Source organism: Polaromonas sp. CG_9.7 (assembly GCF_015752205.1).
Lineage (GTDB): Bacteria > Pseudomonadota > Gammaproteobacteria > Burkholderiales > Burkholderiaceae_C > Polaromonas.
In genome coordinates, this window is the sequence record NZ_JADOVG010000023.1 from 17,583 (window position 1) to 39,490 (window position 21,908).

17 protein-coding genes and 1 pseudogene are annotated in these 21,908 nt (G+C 59.7%); 10 read left to right on the forward strand and 8 right to left on the reverse strand.

Going from position 1 to position 21,908, the window contains the following annotated elements; all coding sequences use genetic code 11:
• Positions 1-17 precede the first annotated feature (17 nt).
• The 8 genes and pseudogenes from gsiD to IWX87_RS17425 all read right to left on the reverse strand — a co-directional run bounded on the left by gsiD (position 18) and on the right by IWX87_RS17425 (position 9,843).
• The gene (gsiD, locus tag IWX87_RS17395; protein ID WP_196864778.1) at positions 18-929 is read right to left on the reverse strand and encodes a glutathione ABC transporter permease GsiD; all 912 of its coding nucleotides are present in this window, start codon (positions 927-929) and stop codon (positions 18-20) included.
• Positions 930-936: 7 nt separating this feature from the next.
• Positions 937-1,857 carry a glutathione ABC transporter permease GsiC gene (gene gsiC, locus IWX87_RS17400; RefSeq protein ID WP_196864779.1) on the reverse strand — a complete coding sequence of 307 codons (921 nt, stop codon included), beginning with the start codon at positions 1,855-1,857 and terminating at the stop codon, positions 937-939.
• A gap of 93 nt (positions 1,858-1,950) precedes the next feature.
• Positions 1,951-3,510: a glutathione ABC transporter substrate-binding protein GsiB gene (gsiB, locus tag IWX87_RS17405; protein ID WP_196864780.1), complete on the reverse strand. Its 1,560-nt coding sequence runs from the start codon at positions 3,508-3,510 to the stop codon at positions 1,951-1,953.
• Between the two features lie 77 nt (positions 3,511-3,587).
• A complete protein-coding gene (locus tag IWX87_RS17410) occupies positions 3,588-5,483 on the reverse strand; it encodes a dipeptide ABC transporter ATP-binding protein (protein ID WP_196864781.1) in 1,896 nt (631 codons plus the stop codon).
• A gap of 66 nt (positions 5,484-5,549) precedes the next feature.
• A complete protein-coding gene (locus IWX87_RS17415) occupies positions 5,550-6,482 on the reverse strand; it encodes an isoaspartyl peptidase/L-asparaginase family protein (RefSeq protein ID WP_231374892.1) in 933 nt (310 codons plus the stop codon).
• A 50-nt stretch (positions 6,483-6,532) separates the two neighbouring features.
• Complete coding sequence (locus IWX87_RS17420) at positions 6,533-7,474, reverse strand: MurR/RpiR family transcriptional regulator (RefSeq protein ID WP_231374888.1); 942 nt, start codon at positions 7,472-7,474, stop codon at positions 6,533-6,535.
• Between the two features lie 191 nt (positions 7,475-7,665).
• Positions 7,666-8,260: pseudogene (locus IWX87_RS19780) on the reverse strand (IS3 family transposase); the annotation flags it as partial.
• Positions 8,261-8,859: 599 nt separating this feature from the next.
• Complete coding sequence (locus tag IWX87_RS17425; protein ID WP_196864784.1) at positions 8,860-9,843, reverse strand: LysR family transcriptional regulator; 984 nt, start codon at positions 9,841-9,843, stop codon at positions 8,860-8,862.
• 104 nt (positions 9,844-9,947) lie between these two features.
• Between IWX87_RS17425 and IWX87_RS17430 the strand changes: the two genes are divergently transcribed.
• The 10 genes from IWX87_RS17430 (at position 9,948) to IWX87_RS17475 (ending at position 21,758) form a co-directional block, all read left to right on the forward strand.
• Entirely contained in the window at positions 9,948-11,786 is a 1,839-nt protein-coding gene (locus tag IWX87_RS17430) for a gamma-glutamyltransferase family protein (RefSeq protein ID WP_196864785.1), read from the forward strand.
• Between the two features lie 51 nt (positions 11,787-11,837).
• Positions 11,838-12,803, forward strand: coding sequence for a tripartite tricarboxylate transporter substrate binding protein (locus IWX87_RS17435; protein WP_196864786.1), 966 nt, complete (start codon positions 11,838-11,840; stop codon positions 12,801-12,803).
• Positions 12,796-13,344 carry a GAF domain-containing protein gene (locus IWX87_RS17440; protein WP_196864787.1) on the forward strand — a complete coding sequence of 183 codons (549 nt, stop codon included), beginning with the start codon at positions 12,796-12,798 and terminating at the stop codon, positions 13,342-13,344. The genes IWX87_RS17435 and IWX87_RS17440 overlap by 8 nt, the downstream gene beginning before the upstream one ends.
• Before the next feature lie 572 nt (positions 13,345-13,916).
• Positions 13,917-15,497: an ABC transporter substrate-binding protein gene (locus IWX87_RS17445; RefSeq protein ID WP_370583951.1), complete on the forward strand. Its 1,581-nt coding sequence runs from the start codon at positions 13,917-13,919 to the stop codon at positions 15,495-15,497.
• Positions 15,498-15,699: 202 nt separating this feature from the next.
• Complete coding sequence (locus IWX87_RS17450) at positions 15,700-16,674, forward strand: ABC transporter permease (protein WP_196864788.1); 975 nt, start codon at positions 15,700-15,702, stop codon at positions 16,672-16,674.
• Positions 16,675-16,694: 20 nt separating this feature from the next.
• A complete protein-coding gene (locus IWX87_RS17455) occupies positions 16,695-17,633 on the forward strand; it encodes an ABC transporter permease (protein ID WP_196864789.1) in 939 nt (312 codons plus the stop codon).
• Positions 17,630-18,616, forward strand: a complete 987-nt coding sequence (locus IWX87_RS17460) for an ABC transporter ATP-binding protein (protein WP_196864790.1) — start codon at positions 17,630-17,632, stop codon at positions 18,614-18,616. The genes IWX87_RS17455 and IWX87_RS17460 overlap by 4 nt, the downstream gene beginning before the upstream one ends.
• On the forward strand, positions 18,613-19,623 hold the full coding sequence (locus tag IWX87_RS17465) for an ABC transporter ATP-binding protein (RefSeq protein WP_196864791.1): 1,011 nt from the start codon (positions 18,613-18,615) through the stop codon (positions 19,621-19,623). Before IWX87_RS17460 ends, IWX87_RS17465 begins: the two co-directional genes overlap by 4 nt.
• Before the next feature lie 34 nt (positions 19,624-19,657).
• Positions 19,658-20,581 (forward strand): alpha/beta hydrolase, encoded by a 924-nt coding sequence (locus IWX87_RS17470; protein ID WP_196864792.1) that lies wholly within the window; start codon positions 19,658-19,660, stop codon positions 20,579-20,581.
• A 49-nt stretch (positions 20,582-20,630) separates the two neighbouring features.
• Positions 20,631-21,758 carry a M20 family metallopeptidase gene (locus IWX87_RS17475; RefSeq protein ID WP_196864793.1) on the forward strand — a complete coding sequence of 376 codons (1,128 nt, stop codon included), beginning with the start codon at positions 20,631-20,633 and terminating at the stop codon, positions 21,756-21,758.
• Positions 21,759-21,908: the final 150 nt, after the last annotated feature.

Genomic DNA, 21,908 nt, shown 5'->3' on the forward strand with positions numbered 1-21,908 from the left:
ATGCTGCAGTCTGCTTTTTAAAGCCGGTCAATTTTCGGATCCAACGCATCGCGCAAGCCATCGCCCAACAGGTTGAAGGCCAGTACGGTCAGAAAAATCGCCAAGCTGGGAAACAGTGCCACGTGCGGCGCGTTGACCATGTCGGCGCGGGCCTCGTTGAGCATGGCGCCCCATTCGGGTGTGGGCGGCTGTGCCCCCATGCCCAGGAATGACAGGCTGGCTGCCGTGATGATGGACGTGCCCAACCGCATCGTGAAATAAACGACGATGGACGAGATCGTGCCGGGCAGAATGTGGCGTGTGATGATCGTCCAATCCGACGCACCAATGCTGCGCACCGCCTCGATATACGTCATCTGCTTGAGCACCAGCGTGTTACCGCGCACCAGTCGGGCAAAGGCCGGCACGCTGAACACCGCCACAGCAATCACCACGTTGACCATGCTGCTGCCCAGAATGGCAACCACGCCCAACGCCAGCAAGATGCCCGGAAAGGCGAACAGCACGTCAGAGATGCGCATCACGATGCGGTCCCACCAGCCTTCATAATAGCCAGCCATCAAGCCCAGCGCCGTGCCAATCAGTCCGCCAATCGCCACCGACGAAAAGCCGGCTGCCAACGAAATGCGAGAGCCGACCAGAATCCGGCTGAAGATGTCGCGGCCTAGCGGGTCAACGCCCAGCCAATGCTGCCAGGAAGGGGTGTCGTTGAGCTTGTCGTAGTCGAAAAAGTTCTCTGCGTCGTAGGGCGAAATCCAGGGTGCCAGGATGGCCACCAGCACGAGGACTGCGACAAATACCAGCGCCACGACGGCCACATGCTGCTTTTTAAACTTGCGCCAGAACTCGCTCCAGGGCGTGCGCACTGGCGCACTTTGCGGTGTGGTCGCATTGGGTGCGATGAGGGCGGTGGAAGAAGACTGCGTCATGGCCGACTCACTTGTAGCGAATGGTGGGGTTGATATAGCCATACAGCACATCGACAACCAAGTTGATCAAAATAAATTCGAGGGAGAACAGCAGCACCAAGGCCTGAATCACCGGATAGTCACGCATGGTCACTGCGTCGACAAGCAAACGGCCCAAGCCAGGCCAGTTAAACACCGCCTCGACGACAATGGAGCCGCCGAGCAAAAAGCCGAACTGCAAGCCCATCATGGTGACGACTGGGATCAGCGCATTGCGCAAGCAGTGCTTGAAAATTACCGTGCGCTCTTTAAGTCCCTTGGCGCGGGCTGTGCGCACAAAGTCTTCCTGAATCACTTCGACAAACGATGCCCGGGTAAAGCGTGCCATCACTGCCGCCACGGCGGCCCCCAGCGTGATCGAGGGCAACACGTAGTGCTTCCAAGTGTCAGCGCCTACCGTAGGAAACCATCCCAGTTTTACCGAAAACACCTGCATCAGCAGCATGCCAAGTGCAAAGGCCGGAAATGAAATGCCGGACACGGCAATCGTCATGCCCAGGCGATCAGGCCACTGATTGCGAAACACGGCCGAGCTGATGCCAACCGCCATGCCAAAAATAACCGCCCAGACCATGCTGGTCAGTGTCAGCAGCAGAGTCGGCATGAAGCGCTCGGCGATTTCAGTGGACACCGGCCGGCGTGTCCGCAGCGAGGTGCCCAGGTCGCCTTGTGCCACACGCTTGAAATAGGTGACGAACTGCTCGGGCAAGGGTCTATCCAGGCCGAGTTCCTGGCGAACCAGCTCGACGGTGGCTTGATCCGCATCCTGACCAGCCGCCATGCGCGCCGGGTCGCCAGGCAGCATGTGCACGAACAAAAACACCAGGATCGCCACAATCAGCAGCGTCGGCGTGAGGCCCATCAGCCGTTTCAGAAAATAGTTCAGCATGAAAAAAGTATCGCAAAAAAAATCAGCAACGTGCGCTAGCCACGGCTAACGCACGCAAAACGGCAGGCGCCTCAAGGACCAGCCAAAAGAGGCTTACTTGATCTCGATTTCCTCAGAATAGATGCTGGCGTCGGGCATCGCATAGACGCCCTTCAGGCGCTTGGCTGTGGCGTACAGCAATTGCTCGGTCACCAGGGGCGCCCAGGGCGCGTCCTTCATGATTTGCTCCTGGGCATCGCGATAAAGCTTGGTTTTTTCGGCCTCGTCCACCGATGTCAATGCTTTGGCGATGTCGGCGTCGACTTTTTCATTGCTGTAGTAAGCCGTATTGTTCAGCTTGGGTGGCCAGGCTTCCGTGGCCAGCAGTGGGCGCAGCGCCCAGTCGGCCTCACCGGTCGATGCTGACCAGCCGGCGTAGTACATGCGCACTTTCGCGGTTTTAGCATCTGGTGCGGCCTGAACCCAATCAGTTCGCTGGCCCGGCTCAAGTGCCAGCACGGTGATTTTGATACCGACTTGCGCCAGCTGCTGCTGCACAAACTGCAAGGTCTTTTGTGTGGTCGTGGTGGTGTAGGCACCCCATAAAACGGACTCAAAGCCGTTGGCATAGCCTGCTTCTTTCAGCAGTTCGCGCGACTTCTTCGGATCATACGGCCACGGGGCCATCTTGTGGGCGTACTTCACCCCTTGTGGCACGACGCCCTCCGCTGGGAATGCATAGCCATTAAAGGCAACTTTGACCAACGCTTCCTTGTTAATAGCGTAATTGATCGCCTGACGCACCTTTAAGTTGTCAAATGGCTTTTGGAGCATGTTGAAGCTGATGTAGCGCGTGACGATGGACGGACTCGCGACCAGGTTGAGATTCGAATTTTTCTTCAAGGCGTCAGCCTGTTCGTAAGGCAGTGGGAAGGCAAAGTCGGCCTCGCCGGTTTGCAGCATGGCCGCGCGCGTGCTGTTTTCCAGCACCGGTTTCCAGGTGATGGTGTCCACCTTGGGATAACCCTTTTTCCAGTAGCCGTCAAACTTTTTGCCTTTGACGTAATCCGTCTGCTTCCACTCGACGAAGGTGAAGGGGCCAGTGCCGACAGGGTTAAAAGCGATGTCTTTATTGCCGTACTTTTTCAGCGCAGCCGGCGAAATCATGGCTGCCGAGGCGTGCGCCAATGAATTGAGGAAGGGCGCGAATGGCTCTTTGAGCGTGATGCGAACGCTCAGCGGCGACTCGACTTCAACTTTGTCAATCCGGTTGAACTGGTTGATGCGGGCAAGTTTGTTGTCCAGATTGGTCACGCGGTCCAGTGTGACCTTGACAGCTTCGGCATTGAAGTCGGTGCCATCATGGAACTTCACACCTGCTCGCAGCTTGAAGGTGTAGACCAAGCCGTCCTTGGACACAGTGAAGCTCTCAGCCAGCACGGGCTGAATTTTCAGATCCTTGTCAAACTCATACAGACCCTGATAAAAGGATTTGGTGACCGCCGTGGTGAGCGTCGTGTTGGTGTTGTACGGGTCTAGTGTTTCGGGCTGGCCACCGATGGCCAGCACAGCGTCTTTGGCCGCCAGTGCAGAGCCTGCAGCGGCCAGCGTCAGCACGGCAACCACGCTGCCGGCAATCGCGCGATGGCGATATGATTTTTCACGTTTTGTCATCAAAAACTCCTGATTCAGGTTAAACAGCAGACACAAGAACTAAGAGAAACAGCCTGGTGTTGTACCCGGCCAGAAGCTCAATACACACCGGCGATGCGGTGCTGCGCCACGAAATGGCCAGGACTCACTTCAACAAGCGGTGGCACCACTGGTTCGTCACCCGCCGCGCGTATCGGGCTTGGAATATCACCGGTCAACAGTTCGTGCTTGAGATGGCGCCGGGTTGGATCGGCCACTGGAACAGCAGCCATCAGCATGCGGGTGTAAGGATGTTGCGGATTTTCGAAAATAGCGCGGCGTGGGCCGATTTCAACGATCTGGCCCAAGTACATCACCGCCACCCGGTGACTGATGCGTTCGACCACAGCCATGTCGTGCGAGATGAATAAAAACGCAATGCCCAGATCGCGCTGCAAGTCCATCATCAGGTTGACGATCTGGGCCTGAATCGTCACGTCCAGTGCCGATACCGATTCGTCCGCAATCACCACCTTGGGGTTGAGCGCCAGCGCACGCGCAATGGCGATCCGCTGGCGCTGACCGCCCGAGAATTCGTGCGGATAACGTTGGGCGGACTCAGCGGGCAGGCCGACTTTTTCGAGCAGCCAGTCCACCCGCGCTTGTGCCTCCTTGCCTTTGGCTATCTTGTGCACCAGCAGTGGCTCCATGATGGAAAAGCCGACGGTAAGACGCGGGTCCAGCGAGGCAAACGGATCCTGAAAAATGAACTGGATGTTACGGCGCAGGCTTTGCAGTGTGCTGGTCGGCATCTCGCGGATGTTTTGGCCGCCAAACTCGATGACACCGCTTTGGCTTTCAACCAGGCGCAGCAGCGAACGACCGGTGGTGGACTTGCCGCAGCCCGATTCGCCCACCAGTCCCAGCGTCTCGCCGGGTCGCAAGTCGAAGCTGATCTTTTCTACCGCGTGCACTCGGCGGGTCACGCGGCTGAACAGGCCGCTGCGGATGTCAAAGCGCGTCACCAGGTCTTTCACCTGCAAGATGGGTGCGCTGTCCTGCTTCACGGTGTCCTGTGGCTGCACAGGCTCGCGCGCAGCAGTGTCATCTTCGCGGCGCAGCAACTCGAATTTGAGCGGCAGATCCTGGCCAGTCATGGCACCCAGGCGCGGCACGGCCGACAGCAGGGCGCGGGTGTAGGGGTGTTTGGGTCGTGCAAAGACTTCTTCAGCGCCGCCTTCTTCGACCTTGTTGCCGCGGTACATGACCAGCACCCGGTCGGCCACCTCGGCCACCACGCCCATGTCGTGGGTGATGAAGACCACGCCCATATGCATTTCTTCTTGCAATTCGCGAATCAGCTGCAGGATTTGTGCCTGGATGGTCACGTCCAGCGCGGTTGTTGGTTCATCGGCAATCAGCAGTGAAGGTTTGCACGACAGCGCCATGGCAATCATGACCCGTTGTCGCATACCGCCCGAGAGCTGGTGCGGGTAGCGGTCCAACACGTTGCGGGCTTCGGGAATACGCACCAACTCGAGCATGCGCAAAGCCTCGGCGCGAGCAGCGGCGGCGCTCTTGCCTTGATGAACCTGGATTGATTCGGCAATCTGGTCGCCGGCGGTGAACACCGGATTGAGCGATGTCATGGGCTCCTGAAAAATCATTGCAATATCGGCGCCGCGAATGCCGCGCATAGCTTGCTCGCGCGCCTGCGTCAGATCCAGCACTTCACCATTTCGACGCCGAAATGCCATGCTGCCGTTGATGATGCGGCCGCCACCATGCTCAACCAGACGCATCAGCGCCAAAGAGGTGACTGATTTCCCGGAGCCGGACTCGCCCACGATGGCCAGCACCTCGCGGCGATCGACATGAAAGGAGAGATTGCGAACCGCATCGACGGTGCGTTCAGAGGTACTGAAGCGAACCGACAGGTCGTTGACCGAAACAACCCGATTTTCCGGCAGGTCCAAGACGCTAGGTGAAGAGGCTTCGGCCCTGTTGGAATGCATTGCGCTGCGCTTTGTAGAGGAAAAGAGGTGTGTGATGTGCAAAGAGCGTGCTGGTACGCAGCGATCTCAGCGAAAGATGGCTGTGTGCAGGATCTCACCGACGCGCGCCCAGCCACGGTACATGCCTTCGGTATTGAAGGGCAGGCTCAGATTGCCTTGGGCATCAACGGCAATCAGGCCGCCCCGACCGTTTAGTGTGGGCAGCACGTTCATGACCACCTCTTGAGCGGCCATGTCCAGTGACTGCCCGGCGTAGGCCATGCGTGCGCAGATGTCATAGGCGGTGGCAGTGCGTATAAACATTTCGCCGGTGCCCGTGCAGGAAATCGCTGCCGTGCGGTTGTCCGCGTAAGTGCCGGCGCCGATCAGCGGCGTGTCGCCGACCCGGCCTGGCCGCTTGTTGGTCATCCCGCCGGTGGAGGTGGCTGCGGCCAGATTGCCCTGCGCATCGAGTGCAACGGCGCCTACAGTACCAAATTTGGTGTTTTCGTCCAGCGGGGCGCTGCCGGCGGCCGCAGCGCGAAACACCAACGCCGCGCCGTCGTGGTCCAGCACGGTGGCGTTGCTGGCCAACGCGCGGTGCAATTGCACGCGGCGTGCCTCGGTCGAAAAGTAATCGGGTGTCACCAACTCCAGCCCCAGGGATGAGGCAAAGGCTTCGGCACCCTCTGCCACCAACAGCACATGTTCGCTGTGCTCCATCACGGCGCGAGCAGCGCGCAAGGGACGGCGCAAGCGGCTAACGCAAGCCACCGCACCGGCGCGCAGTGTGGCGCCATCCATGATGGAGGCGTCCAGCTCATGGGTTTCGTCGTGCGTGAAAACCGCGCCATGGCCCGCGTTGAAGAGCGGGCAGTCTTCCAGCATATCCACCGCGAGGCTGACCGCATCAAGGGCGCTGCCGCCGTTAGTCAGCAGTTGTTGAGCCTGCCGCAAAACATCCTGCAGTGCGACATGGTAAGCAGCTTCTTGCTCGGCGCTGATGTCGCACCGGCTCATGGTGCCGGCACCGCCGTGAATGGCAATGAGGGGAAGAGGTTTGGACGATGTCACGGGGAAGCCTTTGGTGGTTTTTTAGGGGTTTCGGACTGCCGTGCATTGCGGGGTAGGGGTGTGGCGTTATCCAAAGTAGCGCGCAGCCGCTCGTTATGGTCGCCGTGCAACCAGGGCAACACCGACTCGGCCAGTTGAGTTGCTGCCTTCAGTGAGTCCTTGGCGCGGTACGCGACGGCACTGCACAAGGCTTCTATCAGGGCCAGCACTGTGGCTTCGGAGTTGGCAAAGTACTGGCTTTCGGTGTGTGCGTAAAGCGCGACGCTGGCCAGAGGCGCCAGCGGTGAGGTGACACGGTCGGTCAGTGCCAGCACCGGTACGTCGGCTTCGCGGGCGCGTCGAACCAGCAAGATGGTGTCAGAAAAATAACGCGGGAAGGCAATCGCTATCAGCAAGTCTGAAGATCGCAGCCGCGTCAGCACACGTGCGCTGTAGGACGAGCTTTCTATGCTGGCCAGCAGTTGAACGTTGTTGCAGTAGAGGTCAAGATTGCGCTGCAGCAGCCCGCCCAACCAGCTGCTGGCTCCAAAGCCAATGATATAAATGCGCTGCGCGTTCAGTATGACCTCTACCGCCTGTTCACAACTCTTGGCATCAAGGGCTTGTCGTGTCATTTCTACATTACGCTGGCTTTCTTGCAATGCGTTGGCAAACACATCGGCCACTGTAGTGGGGTGTTCGAGTTGGCTGCGCAGCTTTTCGACCGGTGCCAGCGTGGCCTCAAAACCCAACACCAGTGCTGCGCGGAACTGGGAATACCCCTCAAATTCCAAGGCTCGTGCAAAGCGGTTTGCAGTCGCCACCGAAACGCCAACTGTGGCCGCCAGCTCATCGATCGGCATAGTAGCTGCCTTGAGTGGATGATCCAGCACATAGTCGGCCATCTGACGATGGGAGCGGCTTAGTTCGGGCAAGACCCGCGCAATGCGTTGCGCCATAGATGGGTTACCGGTAGAAAATTTCATCTTTAGTGTGGAACACAGTCATATAAATGACTATAAATTTACAATTTGATCAATGATAATGAAATTATCGATCATTTTCACTAAGGATCAACCCTGTAGCGGTCGTTTGCTAAACCAAGCTGAGTTATGGATAACGGAGGAAATTATTTCATCCTCAGTGGATGGTTGTGTTCAAGCTGTAATTTCCGAATGCCGCGTTGAAGCGATTGGACTTGCCGCTCGAGCTCGAGCGTTCAGGATCTGGCGGTAAATCGTTGTTGGGTTTCATGGATGCGGGAGTCTCAAGACCCATGAGTTGGTTTTTCCATTTGTACAGCACGCCCCTGCTCATGGCCAGCTTATGTGCAATGGCTTGCGCACTTGTCTGCCGGGTGCACAGCTCGATGACGGCTGCCTGCTTTAGCGCTTGAGGGCGCTGCGCGCTTTGCCGACAATGCGTTTCCTCGTTTCGGGATGCAACTCATCGACCCAGGTTACGAGCGTTTCGCGGCACGGGTATCCCATAGCCTTCAGGGTTCCAGCCAGGCAGCGATCATGGTCTAGGTAGTGCTGGGCGGCCACTTTCTTCTGTTCGTCTGAATACTTCGGCTTCGAACGCGCATAGCCCACTGGCAAATCTCGGCCTTGTTCATACTCTTGATGCCAGCTCTTCAGAGCGTTCTTGATCGGGTACCCCAGCTTGCGAATGGTCGTGCCAGTGCGTTTGCCGAGTTTTATATAGAGCTTGACGGCTCGAATGCGGTCTTCGTATGAATAAATGAACTACCTCCAAGTAGTCCAAGATTTCCGCCGCACCCCCCAACACACCAGGGACAGTGAAGAACAAGGGACAGGCGTTCTTTCCAAAAGGTAATTTGAGCTGGCACACTAAACAAAATGCTAGCCATACCATCAAATCCATGGGATGAGATATCTAAACCGTGTTTCAAAATTTGAAGTCGACGACAGCGTCAGCCATCGTTTAATTTAGTGAAGTTGCAAACATCCTGTGTGCATTTCCGTGCATACCGTTGGCAATGACGGCAGCGCGTATATCAAACATTTAAAAAATAACTTTACAAAAAGATAGCGCCAAAGATAAGTAATTGCGTTGGCATGACCCAATAGATCCGAGTCAGGCATAAAAATGGCAAGTCGACTACAGCCCAAAATTTATCTGGCTGCTGTGGCAACTAGATAACGGGGGGCGCCTCTTCTTGAGCCTGCCGCCAGTCTCCTTCAGACTGACTGCGGCTGTAGAGGTTTCTGAACTGGTCGATCTAAACCGGTCATCGAACTGTTGTCGCCGACGACAATTTAACCAGCGACATCTGCCCGGCATCTTGCAATACCCTGGATATTCGTGATTTACAGAGCGGTCACTGATTTTCGGCGGCCTTGGTCAAATCGCTCGGGGCGACAACTGGCTGACGCACCGCAGCCGCCAGCGCGGCGATCACAGCTGCTTTGGGTGAATCGCGCAGCCACGCCAAGCCGACGGGCGGCAGGCTCCAGTGCAGGGGCTGCTGCAACACCTTTGCGCCGCTGATGCTGGCCACTGCTCGCGCAATGTCGTGCGGCAGCACTGTGATGCCGCGCGGCAACTGTTGCAGGGCCGACGCAATGGTGTGCGGCGCGTAGGCCTCAAGCAGAGGGACTGGCACTGTCTGACCGGCCGCCGTAAAAATGCCGTGGATCACTTGCCGGATCGGCGTGTCGGGTGGCGGGAAAATCCAGTCCATCCCGGAAAGCTCGGCAATGTTCAGCGTGGCCTGTTTCGCGAGCCGGCCGGCACAGGATTGCGCCACCACCAGACAGGCCTGCTGCTTGTATAGCAGCTGCTGCACCAGATCGCCGTCGTTGCTGTCGTGCGAGAAGCGGCAGATGGCACAGTCCAGCGTTCGACTTCGCACTGCTTGAATAAGGTTATGGGTGGTGTCCTCATGCGCCAGTAAGGCAAGCCGGGGCCGCAAAGCGAAGAGGTGGGTCCAAGCTGCGTCCAGTGCCTGCGTCAAAACATAGGGAATGACGCCGATGCGCAGCCGACCCTGACGCCCGGCGCCAACCACCTGCAGTTCTTGCTGCAGCGTTGCGATGTCCGCCATGGCCAGCCGAGCGCGTTCCAACACGACAACGCCAGCGGGCGTGGGTTCCAGGCCGCGCCGCTGGCGAATGAACAGGGGCGTCATGAAAATATATTCGATATCAGCCAGCGCCCGCGTGACTGTAGGCTGCGTCAAGGCGAGCTGCTCGGCCACGCGGGTGATGGAGCGGTGCCGGTCCAGTTCCACCAGCAGTGCGTAATGCCGCATCTTGAGGCGGGTTTCCAGACGGTGGGCAAGCGGATCGGAGGAGGAAACCATAGTGCAACTATTGCATAGAATTTTAAGTATGCAACCATAACAAAATATGTACCTAATTCTATTTCTTACTTTTAAACTGAACTAAATTTATTACCAAAACACGCATGAGTTCTTTCACTACCCGACCCGAAATCACCGGTACCTTTGGGGTTGTCGCGTCAACCCATTGGCTGGCCTCGCAGACTGCCATGGGGGTGCTGGAACGCGGCGGAAACGCTTTCGACGCCGCTGTGGCCGGCGGCTTTGTCCTGCAGGTGGTCGAGCCGCACCTCAACGGCCCGGGCGGCGAAGCCCCCATCCTGATGTGGAGCGAGCGCGAGCGACGCATGCTGTCAATCTGCGGTCAAGGGCCAGCTCCAGCGGCAGCGACGGCCCCCGCTTTTCGCGGACTTGGTATGGAACAGGTGCCCGGGATCGGGCTGCTGCCTGCCACCGTGCCAGGGGCCTTTGCCGCTTGGCTGGTCATGCTGCGCGATCACGGAACCTGGTCGCTGGCCGAGGTGCTGGCCCCAGCTCTGGCCTATGCACGCGACGGGTTTCCGTTAATCCCGCGCGCGGTGCAGGCCATTTTGGCGGTGCAGGACCTGTTCCGCCAACAATGGATCTCTTCAGCTGAGGTCTGGCTGCCCGGCGGACACGTGCCGGCTCCGGGCGCGCTGTTTCGCCTGCCTGCCCTCGCGGCGACTTATGAACGCATTATCCGCACCGCCGAGGGCCTGGCACAAACACGGAGTGCAGTGATAGACGCCGCCATCCAGACCTGGTACCAGGGCTTTGTAGCAAAAGAGATTGATCACTATTACCGCACCGAAAAAGTTGAGGACGGCACAGGTGAGCGACACGCCGGCCTATTGCGCTTCGAGGACCTTGAACGCTGGACACCGGCCGTGGAGGTGCCGCTGACGCTGGACTTTGGCCAATACACCTTGGCAAAGTGTGGTTTCTGGAGCCAGGGGCCGGCATTTTTGCAGCAGGTCGGCATGTTGCGCCACGCTGGACTTGAGCAGCACGCGCCGGAAAGCGCTGGGTTTGTGCACCGCATCGCCGAGGCCGCCAAACTGGCGCTGGCTGACCGGCTGGCCTGGTACGGCGCCGCGCCCGGTGCCTCGCGCGCTGACCAGTTGGCACTGCTATCAGACGACTACCTGCGGCAGCGCTGGCAGGGTGTCTGCGAGCGCGCCGCGCAGCAATTGCAGCCCGGCGCCCCCGGCGGCCACCTGCCGCGCCTGCCGGACCTCGATGTTGGCCGCCGCACCCTGCTCACTGCCGACACCCGATTTGGCATCGGCGAGCCGACCTTCGCGGCATTACCGCCAGTGTCCGAGTGGCTGGAGCGCGAGCTGTTTGTCGGCGACACTTGCCATATTGATGTGATCGACCGGCACGGCAACATGGTCGCTGCCACGCCTTCCGGTGGCTGGCTATCGTCAAGTCCGGCGATTCCTGCGCTGGGTTTTTCGATCAACACGCGGCTGCAGATGACCTGGCTGGACGATGGCCTGCCCAATACCGTCACCCCGGGCGTGCCGCCCTGCACCACACTCTCGCCCTCGCTGGCGTTGCGCGACGGTGAGCCCTACATGGTGTTCGGCACCCCCGGCGGAGACCAGCAGGACCAGTGGTCCTCCGCGTTCTTTTTGCGCCACGCGGTGCACGGCATGAACCTGCAGGAAGCGATTGATGCGCCTGCCTGGCATGTAGACCATTTCCCCTCTTCCTTTTGGCCGAGACAGACCATCCTGAACAGGCTGTCGATTGAGTCGCGCTTCGGACCCGCAGTGATCAACGAACTACGCGCCGCAGGTCATAACGTACGGGTCGGCGACCCTTGGTCTGAGGGCCGTATGTCAGCCTGTAGCCGCGACCGCGACCCGCAGGGGCGGCTGGTGCTGCGCGCGGCCGCCAACCCGCGTGGCATGCAGGGCTATGCCGTGGGTCGTTGAAGCCAAGCCATGTAAGTGAATTTCCATCCATTTTCTGAAGGAGTGATTGCCATGTTTTCCCGTACTCGACGAATCCTGACTATTGCAGCGCTGTACGGCTTTGCCCAACTAGCCAGCGCGGCCTGGCCTGAAAACACAATCACACTGATCGTGCCCTGGGCTGCCGGAGGATCCACCGACATCCTGGCGCGGTCACTGAGCGAACAGCTGAGCAAGTCTCTTGGCCAGCCGGTCATTGTTGACAACCGCGCCGGTGCCTCGGGCAACATCGGCTCAAACGTCGTTGCCAAGGCCAAGCCGGACGGCTACACGCTGCTGGTCGGATCCATGAGCACCCACGCGATGAACCCGGCGCTGATGCCCAACATGCCGTTTCGGGGTGTGGACGACTTCACGCCGATCGCACAGATTGCCAACGTGGTCAACACCCTGGTGATCAACCCGTTGGTGCCGGTAAAAAACGTCAGGGAACTGATCACCTACGCCAAGGCCAACCCCGGTAAGCTGGCCTACGCCTCGGCCGGTGCCGGCTCGACCAATCACCTGAGCGCAGTGCTTTTCGAAAAGGCCGCAGGCATCGAGATGCTGCATGTGCCCTACAAGGGCGGTGCGCCTGCCGTGCTCGACACCGTCGGTGGTCAGACCCAGCTGTTGTTCTCCGCCGGTACGCAGACCCTGCCGCACGTCAAGGCCGGTAAGCTGCGCCTGCTGGGCGTGACCGAGGCAAAGCGCTCCGCCCTGTTGACTGATGTGCCGACCGTGGGCGAAACGCTGCCGGGCTACGAACTCGGTGTCTGGTATGGCGTCTTCGGGCCTGCCGGCATGCCCAAAGATCTGGTGGTCAAGTTGAACACCGAGATCAACAAGGCATTGTCCAATCCGGACATCCGCGCCCGCATGGATGCGATCGGCGTCGAGATAGTGCGAGGCACTCCACAGGAGTTCGCGATCGTGCTGCGTCGCGATGCCGACCGCTACGATAAGATAATTCGCGAACTCGGTATCAAAAATGACTGAGGCTTTGCAACTGCCGGCTGCTGCCTGCGCGGCGCTATGTGACGACTTGCCGCGCGCCTGCAGCCCGGACGCGGCGCTGCGAATCCTTGAGCAGGTGCGCCAAAGGCTGCTCGGTGATGGACTGCTCACAGTTAACCTCAACGTCACACCAAAGCGCATCGGCAACGAAGCGGTAGAGTTGGAGCGGCTGTGGTCCTCCAGGCCAGAGGTCTATCCTGTGGCCGGACGCAAGCGTAAGGCCATAACTCCCTGGGTGCGGCAGCTGCTGCGGCGCTGCGAGGTCTTTGTGGGCGAAGGTGACGCGATTTTGGCGGAAGTATTCGACGACCATGCGTTAATCGGATCGCTGGGACTGCATTCGGTCATCAACGTCCCGCTGCTGGTCGAAGGCCGCTGCATCGCGACCTTCAACGTGTTGGGCATACGCTCGAAGTGGCAGCCGCAAGAAATTATGCTGATCCGCCTGCTCGCAGTCTTGGCAACGCCTTGGGTGCTTCAGGCAGCTGCTGGCAGCCTGCCAAAAAGGGATGAAATGCTTTGATAAAGGGCGATAGAGCATCGCTGAGCAGGCGTGAGTACCCCACGCCGGATGAGCTTATTCACCTGACCTCTCCCCATTGACCCCCAGCTCACGATGTTGGGTCGGCGGCACCTGCTCAGCGAGGGAAGTTGGCGATCAAATCAACTCCGTCCATTTTCTGGCCGCGACATCAGCAAGGATTCCCGGATCGACAGAAACTTTTTTTGCGTGATCAACTTACCGAAAATTGAAGGTCTCACCACGGCGCCAAACCGATCAAAAACGCACCTTTTAATTTGGGGAATTTCAGTCAACTAGAAAATAAATCAAGCCAAAATGCACTGTTTTCCCTTTTCGTGCCGGGCATGCGGAAGCCGCATCCTGACCTAGTCAAATTGGCATCGGCGACAACAAGCACGGCTTAGATTGTCGTTTATGTTCAATGCCATCGAGCCAGGCTCTGGGCCTTGGTTCTAGGGCTCAAGTCCACTAATTCTGCGCCTGAGGCGTTTATCTAATATTTTTTAAAAATGAAATCTGAAATGATTATGGGAATTCAAAAGACCGTATTCGCCTTAGCTGGCGGCGTAGCAATGTCGGTTGGTTTGGCAGGTGTAGCGCAGGCGCAGTCACTCACCATTGCCTTGGCTGCAGAGCCGACCGCGGCTGATCCGCATTACCACAAGATGACGGCCAACGATGCGTTTTCGGCGCATGTTTATAACTCGCTGGTGGGGCGCAATGCCAACATGGAGTTGGTACCCGCGCTGGCGACGTCCTGGAAGAATCTGGATGATCTGACATGGGAGTTCAAGTTGCGCCCGGGGGTGAAGTTCTCCAACGGCTCGCCCTTCACCGCAAAAGACGTGCTCTTCACCATCTGCCGCACGCTCAACAACGAAACCAACGTGTCGCAGTCGTACATGGACACGACCAAGCGTATCACTGAGGTGAAGACGCCGGACGATCTGACCGTCATCATCAAGACATCCGAACCGCTGCCGCTAATGCCTGCCGAAATGGCGCGCAATCTTCCGATTATTTGGAGCGGAATTGTTCCGCACGGCAAGCTGCAATTTGCCCCCAAGACGGGCTGCGGCGTCACCGGTCCATGGCCTACGGTCACCGACTTCAACACCGGCAAGATGGCGATTGGAACTGGGCCTTTCCTGCTCAAGTCTTATGTAAAGGGGACCGGCATCCAACTTGAGCGCAATGAAGGTTACTGGGGCGCCAAACCCCATTGGAAGACCGTGAAGATGGTGCCCGTGGCCAGCGCCGGTCCGCGCCTCACCGGTCTTTTGTCGGGCGACTATGACGTGATCGAAAACCCGGCCGCGCGCGACCTGACGCGTGTGAAGGAAAGCGACAAGTTCGGCTTTGTGGCCACACCTTCAACGCGCCTGGTGTTTTTGCAGCCCGATATCGGTCGCAATCCCAGCCCGTTCGTGAAGAGCCCCGACGACAAGAACCCATTGCAGGACTTGCGTGTACGTCAGGCCATGAACATGGCCATTGACCGCAAGGCCATCGTTCAGCGCATCATGGACGGCGTGGCTACGCCCGCCTCCCAATACATGCCAGGCGGCATGTTCGGCGCTTTGCCTAAGGAACCCGATATAAAGTACGACCCCGTGGCTGCCAAGAAGCTGCTGGCTGATGCCGGTTACCCCAATGGCTTTGAGCTGACGCTGTCCTCTACCAACGACCGTTACGTGAATGACAGCCAGGTTGCCCAGGCAGTGGCGCAGTACTTAACTCGTATCGGCATTAAGACCAATGTGGATGCGATGACGGCCTCGATCTACTTTCCCAAGCGTGCCAAGCGTGAGTTCAGCCTGTCCATGGGCGGCTGGCCATCGGAAAGCGGCGAAGCGTCAGCACTGTTTCAATTGTGGGTAGCCACGCTCGACTCGCCCAAGGGCCTGGGCACCAGCAACTACGGTGGGTTCTCTAGCCCAGAGTTCGACAAGGTGTACCTTCCTGCAGCCAACACGGTTGACGCCGCCAAGCGCAAGAAGGGCCTGGAAGAAGCCACACAGATCGCTCTGGATAACGTGCCGCTGATCCCGCTGCACTTTGAAAGCAGTATTTGGGCCTTCCGCAAGGGCCTGACCTACGAAGGTCGTCGCGACCAGTACACACTGGCCACGTCCGTAAAAATCAAGAAATGACCTGGTGACACAACAAAAACGGGGTGTCTTGATAGCACCCCCTTTTGCACTGGCAACCTGGATTTTCCTGAGACACCTCTGGCTGGCATCTGTACCCATGTTTACTGCAATGACTGCAAGTACCCCGCCGTTCAGAGCCGAGGCGATTCACCAAGAGCGCCGCGTTGGCGTGGGTTTCATCTATTTTCAAGGGGACGCCTAAGTGCTCGTCTTCATTTTGCGAAGGCTTGCACAGAGCCTGTTCGTTTTGCTGGCCGTCTCGTTGGTCGTTTTCTTTGCCGTGTATGCCGTTGGTGACCCCATCGAACTGCTGGTGAGTGCCGAGGCGAGCGAAGCCGACCGCCAGGCCATGATCCAGCGACTGGGCCTGGACCTGCCCGTGTGGCTGCAGTACACAGGGTTCCTCACCCGCGCGCTGCACGGCGACCTGGGAACTTCGTTCGTGCACGGCATTCCCGCCATCGAACTTATCGTGCAGCGCATCCCGGCAACGCTGGAGTTGGTGTTTGTTGCCATCTCGCTGACCATCATCATCGGCATCCCACTCGGGCTGATTGCCGGCCTGAAAAGCGACAAACCGACGGGACGCGGGCTAATGGCAGGTTCGGTGCTGGGATTCTCACTGCCCAACTTCTGGCAGGGAATGGTGCTGATCCTGTGCTTTGCCGTGTGGCTGCAATGGCTGCCGGCCGCCGGCCGGGGTGACACGGTCTCGGTGTTGGGCGTGCCGCTTTCGCTTCTGACTGCCGATGGCTGGTCCCACGTGATACTCCCTGCCGTCAACCTGTCGCTGGCCAACATCGCGTTGGTGCTGCGCCTGACGGCCACGGGCGTGGTGGATGCCAAGACCCAAGAGTACGTGAAGTTTGCGCGTGCCAAGGGCATCCGCCCCCGGCGTATCCTCACTCGGCATATTCTGCGCAACATCCTCATCCCGGTAATTACCGTGATCGGTATGGAGTTCGGATCACTGATTGCCTATTCCACCATTACCGAAACAGTGTTCGCCTGGCCCGGCATGGGCAAGCTGCTAATTGACAGCATCTACCAACTGGACCGTCCGGTGGTGGTGGCCTATGTGATGCTGGTGACCTTCATTTTTGTGATGATCAACATGCTGGTGGACATGCTGTACGCCGCGCTTGACCCGCGTGTGCAGCTTCAAGTGTCCGAATAAAGAGCGGACACAAGCGTTATATGCAAATTCCAGAATACCCATCCACTGCCAACCTGCCACTGACAGCCCCCACGACAGCACCGCTGACAGATACGCCCCGCAGGCGTGTCATTCTCAAGCAGCTGCGCAGCCACCCGAGCGTGAAAGGTTCGATGATTGCGCTTGTGTTGCTGCTGGCCATCGTGCTGCTGGCGCCCTTTTTTGCGCCTCAAAACCCCTATGACCTGGCAGCGCTCGACCTGATGGACGGCCGACTGCCGCCGGGCTCTGCCAGCCCGGACGGTTTTCGCTACTGGCTGGGTACCGACAGCCAGGGCCGCGACATGCTCAGTGCCATCCTTTACGGGCTGCGCATCAGCCTGACCGTCGGCCTGAGCGCCGTGGCGCTGGCCACCATGATCGGCAGCTTGGTAGGACTGGTGGCCGCATATGCCGGAGGCCTCATCGACACGCTGTTGATGCGCCTGGTTGACTTCATACTCGGCTTTCCCACCATCCTTGTGGCGCTGGTACTACTGGCCATGCTGGGTCGGGGCGTGGACAAGGTGGTGATCGCCATCGTGGTCGTGCAATGGGCACATTACGCACGAATCATGCGCAGTCGCGCTCTGCAAGAGCGCCGCAAGGAATACATCGAGGCGGCGCTAAACCTGGGCTTCCCGGCATGGCGCATCATGCTGCGCCACCTGCTACCCAACTGCATGGGTCCCGTGATGGTATTCGCCACCATCCAGGTCGCCAACGCCATCGTGCTCGAAGCCACGCTTTCTTTCCTTGGCGTGGGAGTGCCCATCACCGAGCCCTCGCTGGGCCTGTTGATTGCCACCGGCTTTCAGTACCTGCTGTCGGGCGATTATTGGATCAGCATGTTCCCTGGCCTGGCATTAGTACTGCTTATCCTGACGATCAACGTGATTGCCGACCGCCTGCGCGCAGCGCTCGACCCGAGGAACTCATGACCACCCAACCTTTGCTTGAAGTGCGTGGCCTGCACACCGTCTTTCATGCCGAAGAAGGCGCCTGGCCTGCCGTCAGTGGCGTGGATTTATCCATCCAGCCCGGAGAAATCGTCGGCCTGGTCGGCGAATCCGGCTCAGGAAAATCGGTCACCGGCTTTTCCATCTTTGGCCTGATCGATCCGCCTGGTGAAGTCATCGCCGGCGAGGTACTTTTTAAAGGCCAGAACCTGCGCGACCTAAACGAAGAGCAGATGCGCCAACTGCGTGGCAACCGCATCGCCATGATTTTTCAGGACCCGCTGATGACGCTCAATCCGGTGCTGCGCATCGAGGAGCAGATGCTCGAAGCCATCCAGACGCATGCCAGCGTGCCACGCGCCCAGGCGCTCAAGCGCTGCTGCGAGGCGCTGGAGATGGTGGGCATTCCGTCACCCGAAACACGCCTGCGCAGCTATCCTCATGAGTTTTCGGGCGGCATGCGCCAGCGTGTGGCGATTGCCATCGCCATGCTCAACCAGCCCGAGCTGATCATCTGCGACGAACCCACGACTGCGCTTGATGTGACCATTCAGGGCCAGATCCTGTTCCGTATGCAGGAAATCTGCCGCACGCATGGTACGTCGCTGGTCTGGATCACCCACGACCTGGGCGTGATCGCCGAACTGGCCGACCAGGTGGCAGTGATGTACGCGGGCAAGATCGTGGAGTCGGGCCCCGTCTCCGAGGTGCTAGATGCCCCCGCGCACCCATACACCCGGGGCTTGCTCGACTCGCTGCCCGGCGCCATCCAGCCGGGCCAACGCCTGCGGCAGATCAGCGGCATGGCGCCCTCGCTCAGCAACCGTCCGAGCGGCTGCGCGTTCCAGCCGCGCTGCACCCACGCTCTGGCGCAATGCGCCACCAGCGAGCCCGAACTCACCACGGTAAACCAGCGCACCTACCGCTGCTTTGCGCCCCTCGTTGCACTGAGTCCCACCGCATGAGCCATTTCACGCCACCCGTCATCGAACTGCGCAATGTGCACAAGCGCTTTATCAAAAAGCAGGACCTGATCCAGCGCGCCTTGCAATTGGCCGGTAAAGCGCCCGAGCCGCGCACCGTGTACGCCGTCAACGGCGTCAGCCTGGCCATTCAGCCGGGGGAAGTGCTCGGCCTGGTGGGCGAATCGGGCTGTGGAAAATCCACGCTGGGCCGCGTGGTGGCTGGCCTGCACCGCCAGACCGAAGGCGAGCTGCTATACCAGGGAACGCCCGTTGAGAAGCTGAACCGCAAGGACAAGCTGGCCTACACGCTAGGCGTGCAGATGGTGTTCCAGGACCCACAAGCCTCGCTGAATCCGCGCCAGCGGTTGCACCAGATTCTGGGCGAGGCGCTTTATGTGCACCGGCTCGCGCCCGCGGCCGACATTCCGGTGTGCATCGACCAGGCACTGGCCGAGGTGGGCTTGGCCGCCGAGTATCGCGACCGTCTGCCGCACCAGCTTTCCGGTGGCCAGCGCCAGCGCGTGGGCATTGCGCGCGCGCTCATGGTATCGCCCAAATTTCTGGTGTGCGACGAACCCGTCGCGGCGCTCGATGTATCGATCCAGGCGCAGGTCATCAACCTGTTCATGGACCTGCGCGCGCAGCATGGCCTGACATATCTATTCATCAGCCACGATCTGGGCGTGGTGCGCCACATCTCTGACCGGGTGGCCATCATGTATCTCGGCAAGATCGTCGAGATCGCGTCCACCGAAGACATTTTCGACCGGGCCAACCATCCCTACACCCAGGCGCTGATTGCCGAAGTGCCCAATATTGAGCGCCGCAAGCGTGTATTCGTGCCCATCATCGGTGAAATACCGTCGCCGCTCACGCCGCCCTCGGGCTGCACCTTCCACCCGCGCTGCCCTCACGCCATGGCGCGCTGCCGCGAAGAAGTGCCGCAGCTGGAGGGCGTCGCGCCCGACCATTGGTCGGCCTGCCACTTGAACCACACCGCGGCCTGAACACGGCGTGCGCTTGCATCCCCAACCTCACTCTATGTCCTACAAACTTCACCTTCAGATACTGCGCGACGCCGTGCAGGGCGCGGGCCGCCACGCGGTGGAATACCGCAACAGCGCGGCGCCCAATTCCCGCTCCATCACGCTCAACACGTATCGGCCGGCCCACGCCACGGCCAACAGCCCCATCGTTCTGGTGCAGCACGGGGTGCTGCGCAACGGTGATGACTACCGCGACTTCTGGATACCCGCTGCCGACGAGCACGGCCTGGTGATCATCGCTCCCACGTTCTCTAACGAACAATGGCCAGACGTGGTGAGCTATAACAACGGCAACCTGCTCGCCACCACCGACCGTGCGGCCCTTGCCGACACGGCCGCTGCCACCACGCCCGATAGGTGGTCGTACACCGTCGTCACCCGCCTGGTGGACGATCTCAAGACCTCGGGCCTGCTGGCCAATCAGCCGCTATACCTGTTTGGGCATTCGGCGGGCGGGCAGTTTGTGCACCGGCTTATGAGTGTGCTTACGCCGGGCGTATTCACGCAGGTCGCGGCCGGCAACCCGGGCTGGTACACGCTGCCCCTGCTCGAACTTCCATTTCCCGAAGGCCTGGGCGGCACACCCGCAAATGCCGACAGCCTGGCGCGCCTGTTCGCGTCCCCGCTGACCATTTTGGCGGGCGACCAGGACACCGAGACAAATGACCCGCACCTGCCGTCCGAGCCTGCAGCTCTGCGCCAGGGACCGCACCGCCACGCCCGCGCGTTGCACTACTACGCCACCGCGAAAGCCGAAGCGGCACGCCGTGGCCTGCCGTTTGATTGGCAATTGCACTCTATCGCGGGCATTGGCCATGATGGCCAAGCCATGTCGGCCGTGTGCGCGCACCTGTGGTTTCACCACCGTTTGCCTGACAGCGACCAACTCGCGGCCCTCGCAGGCCAGCATATGGCCTGACACAGCTCTTCTCCTCCCATTTATCGTTTTACCTCCCTGGACTGCGCCCATGACCTCCACCACCACCCAATCCCTTGTTGACGGCATCACCTCATGGATGCAATGCGAATCGCCCACCAGCAGCCCCGAAGGACTGGCGCGCATGGTCGCGGTTATCCAAAGCTACGCGCTCGAAGCCGGCCTGCAGGCCACGGAGACGTCCTTCGGCCCCAACGTGGGACCATTGCTGCACATCAGCAACCGCGCTGACGGCGACGAGCGGCCGGGCCTGCTGATCCTGGGGCACTCCGACACCGTACACCCGATCGGTACGCTGCAAGATAACCCCTGCCGCATCGAAGGCGACCGCCTGTACGGCCCTGGCGGCTACGACATGAAGGCAGGCATTTACCTCGCGCTGACGGCGCTGCGCGACTTAGCCGGCACCGCCACCACCGCATTGCCGGTGGACTTTGTCATCGTGCCCGACGAAGAAACCGGCAGCCACGCCTCGCGCCCGCACATCGAGGCTTTTGCGGCCTGCGCGCGCTACACCCTGGTGTGCGAGCCGGCGCGCGCCAACGGTGGCAAGTGCGTGACGGCTCGCAAAGGCACGGGCATGCTGCGCCTGAGCGTAAAGGGCCGGGCCGCGCATGCCGGCGTGCAACATGAAAAAGGACGCAGCGCCATCCGCGAAATGGCGCACCAGATCCTCGCACTGGAGGCCATGACCGACTACGCGCGCGGCGTCACCGTCAGTGTGGGCACCATCGAGGGAGGCACCGCCACCAACACCGTGCCCGCGCTTTGCCGCTGCGTGGTGGACTTTCGCCTGCCTGACCTTCGTGCGGCCGACGAACTGGTGGACAAGATGCAGGCTCTCAAACCCTTGGGTCCGGATATGGAACTCGACATCGACGTCGAGGTGAACCGTCCGCCCATGATCAAGAGCGACGCCGTAGTTGCGCTTCTGGCGCGCGCACAAGACTCGGCCCGTCACGCTGGGTTTACCCTCGAAGATGCGCCCATGACAGGTGGCGGCAGTGACGCCAACTTCACATCGGCACTTGGCGTGCCCACACTTGATGGACTGGGGGCCGATGGCGACGGCGCGCATACTCTACAGGAGCACATCCTGGTGTCAACGCTGGAAGCACGCCTGAACTTCTGGCGCCATCTGTTGACACATCTGGGGTAATTCCTGGAGGTATTATTCGAGAATGGTTATGTAACCTGAGGATACTGTTGGCGAATTCGAGGGTTCTGAAAATCATCTAGCCGGCCACCCTGTACGAAGACTGGTGGCGGAATTAAAGTGAGTTTCCAAACTTTGCTTTAACCCACAGGA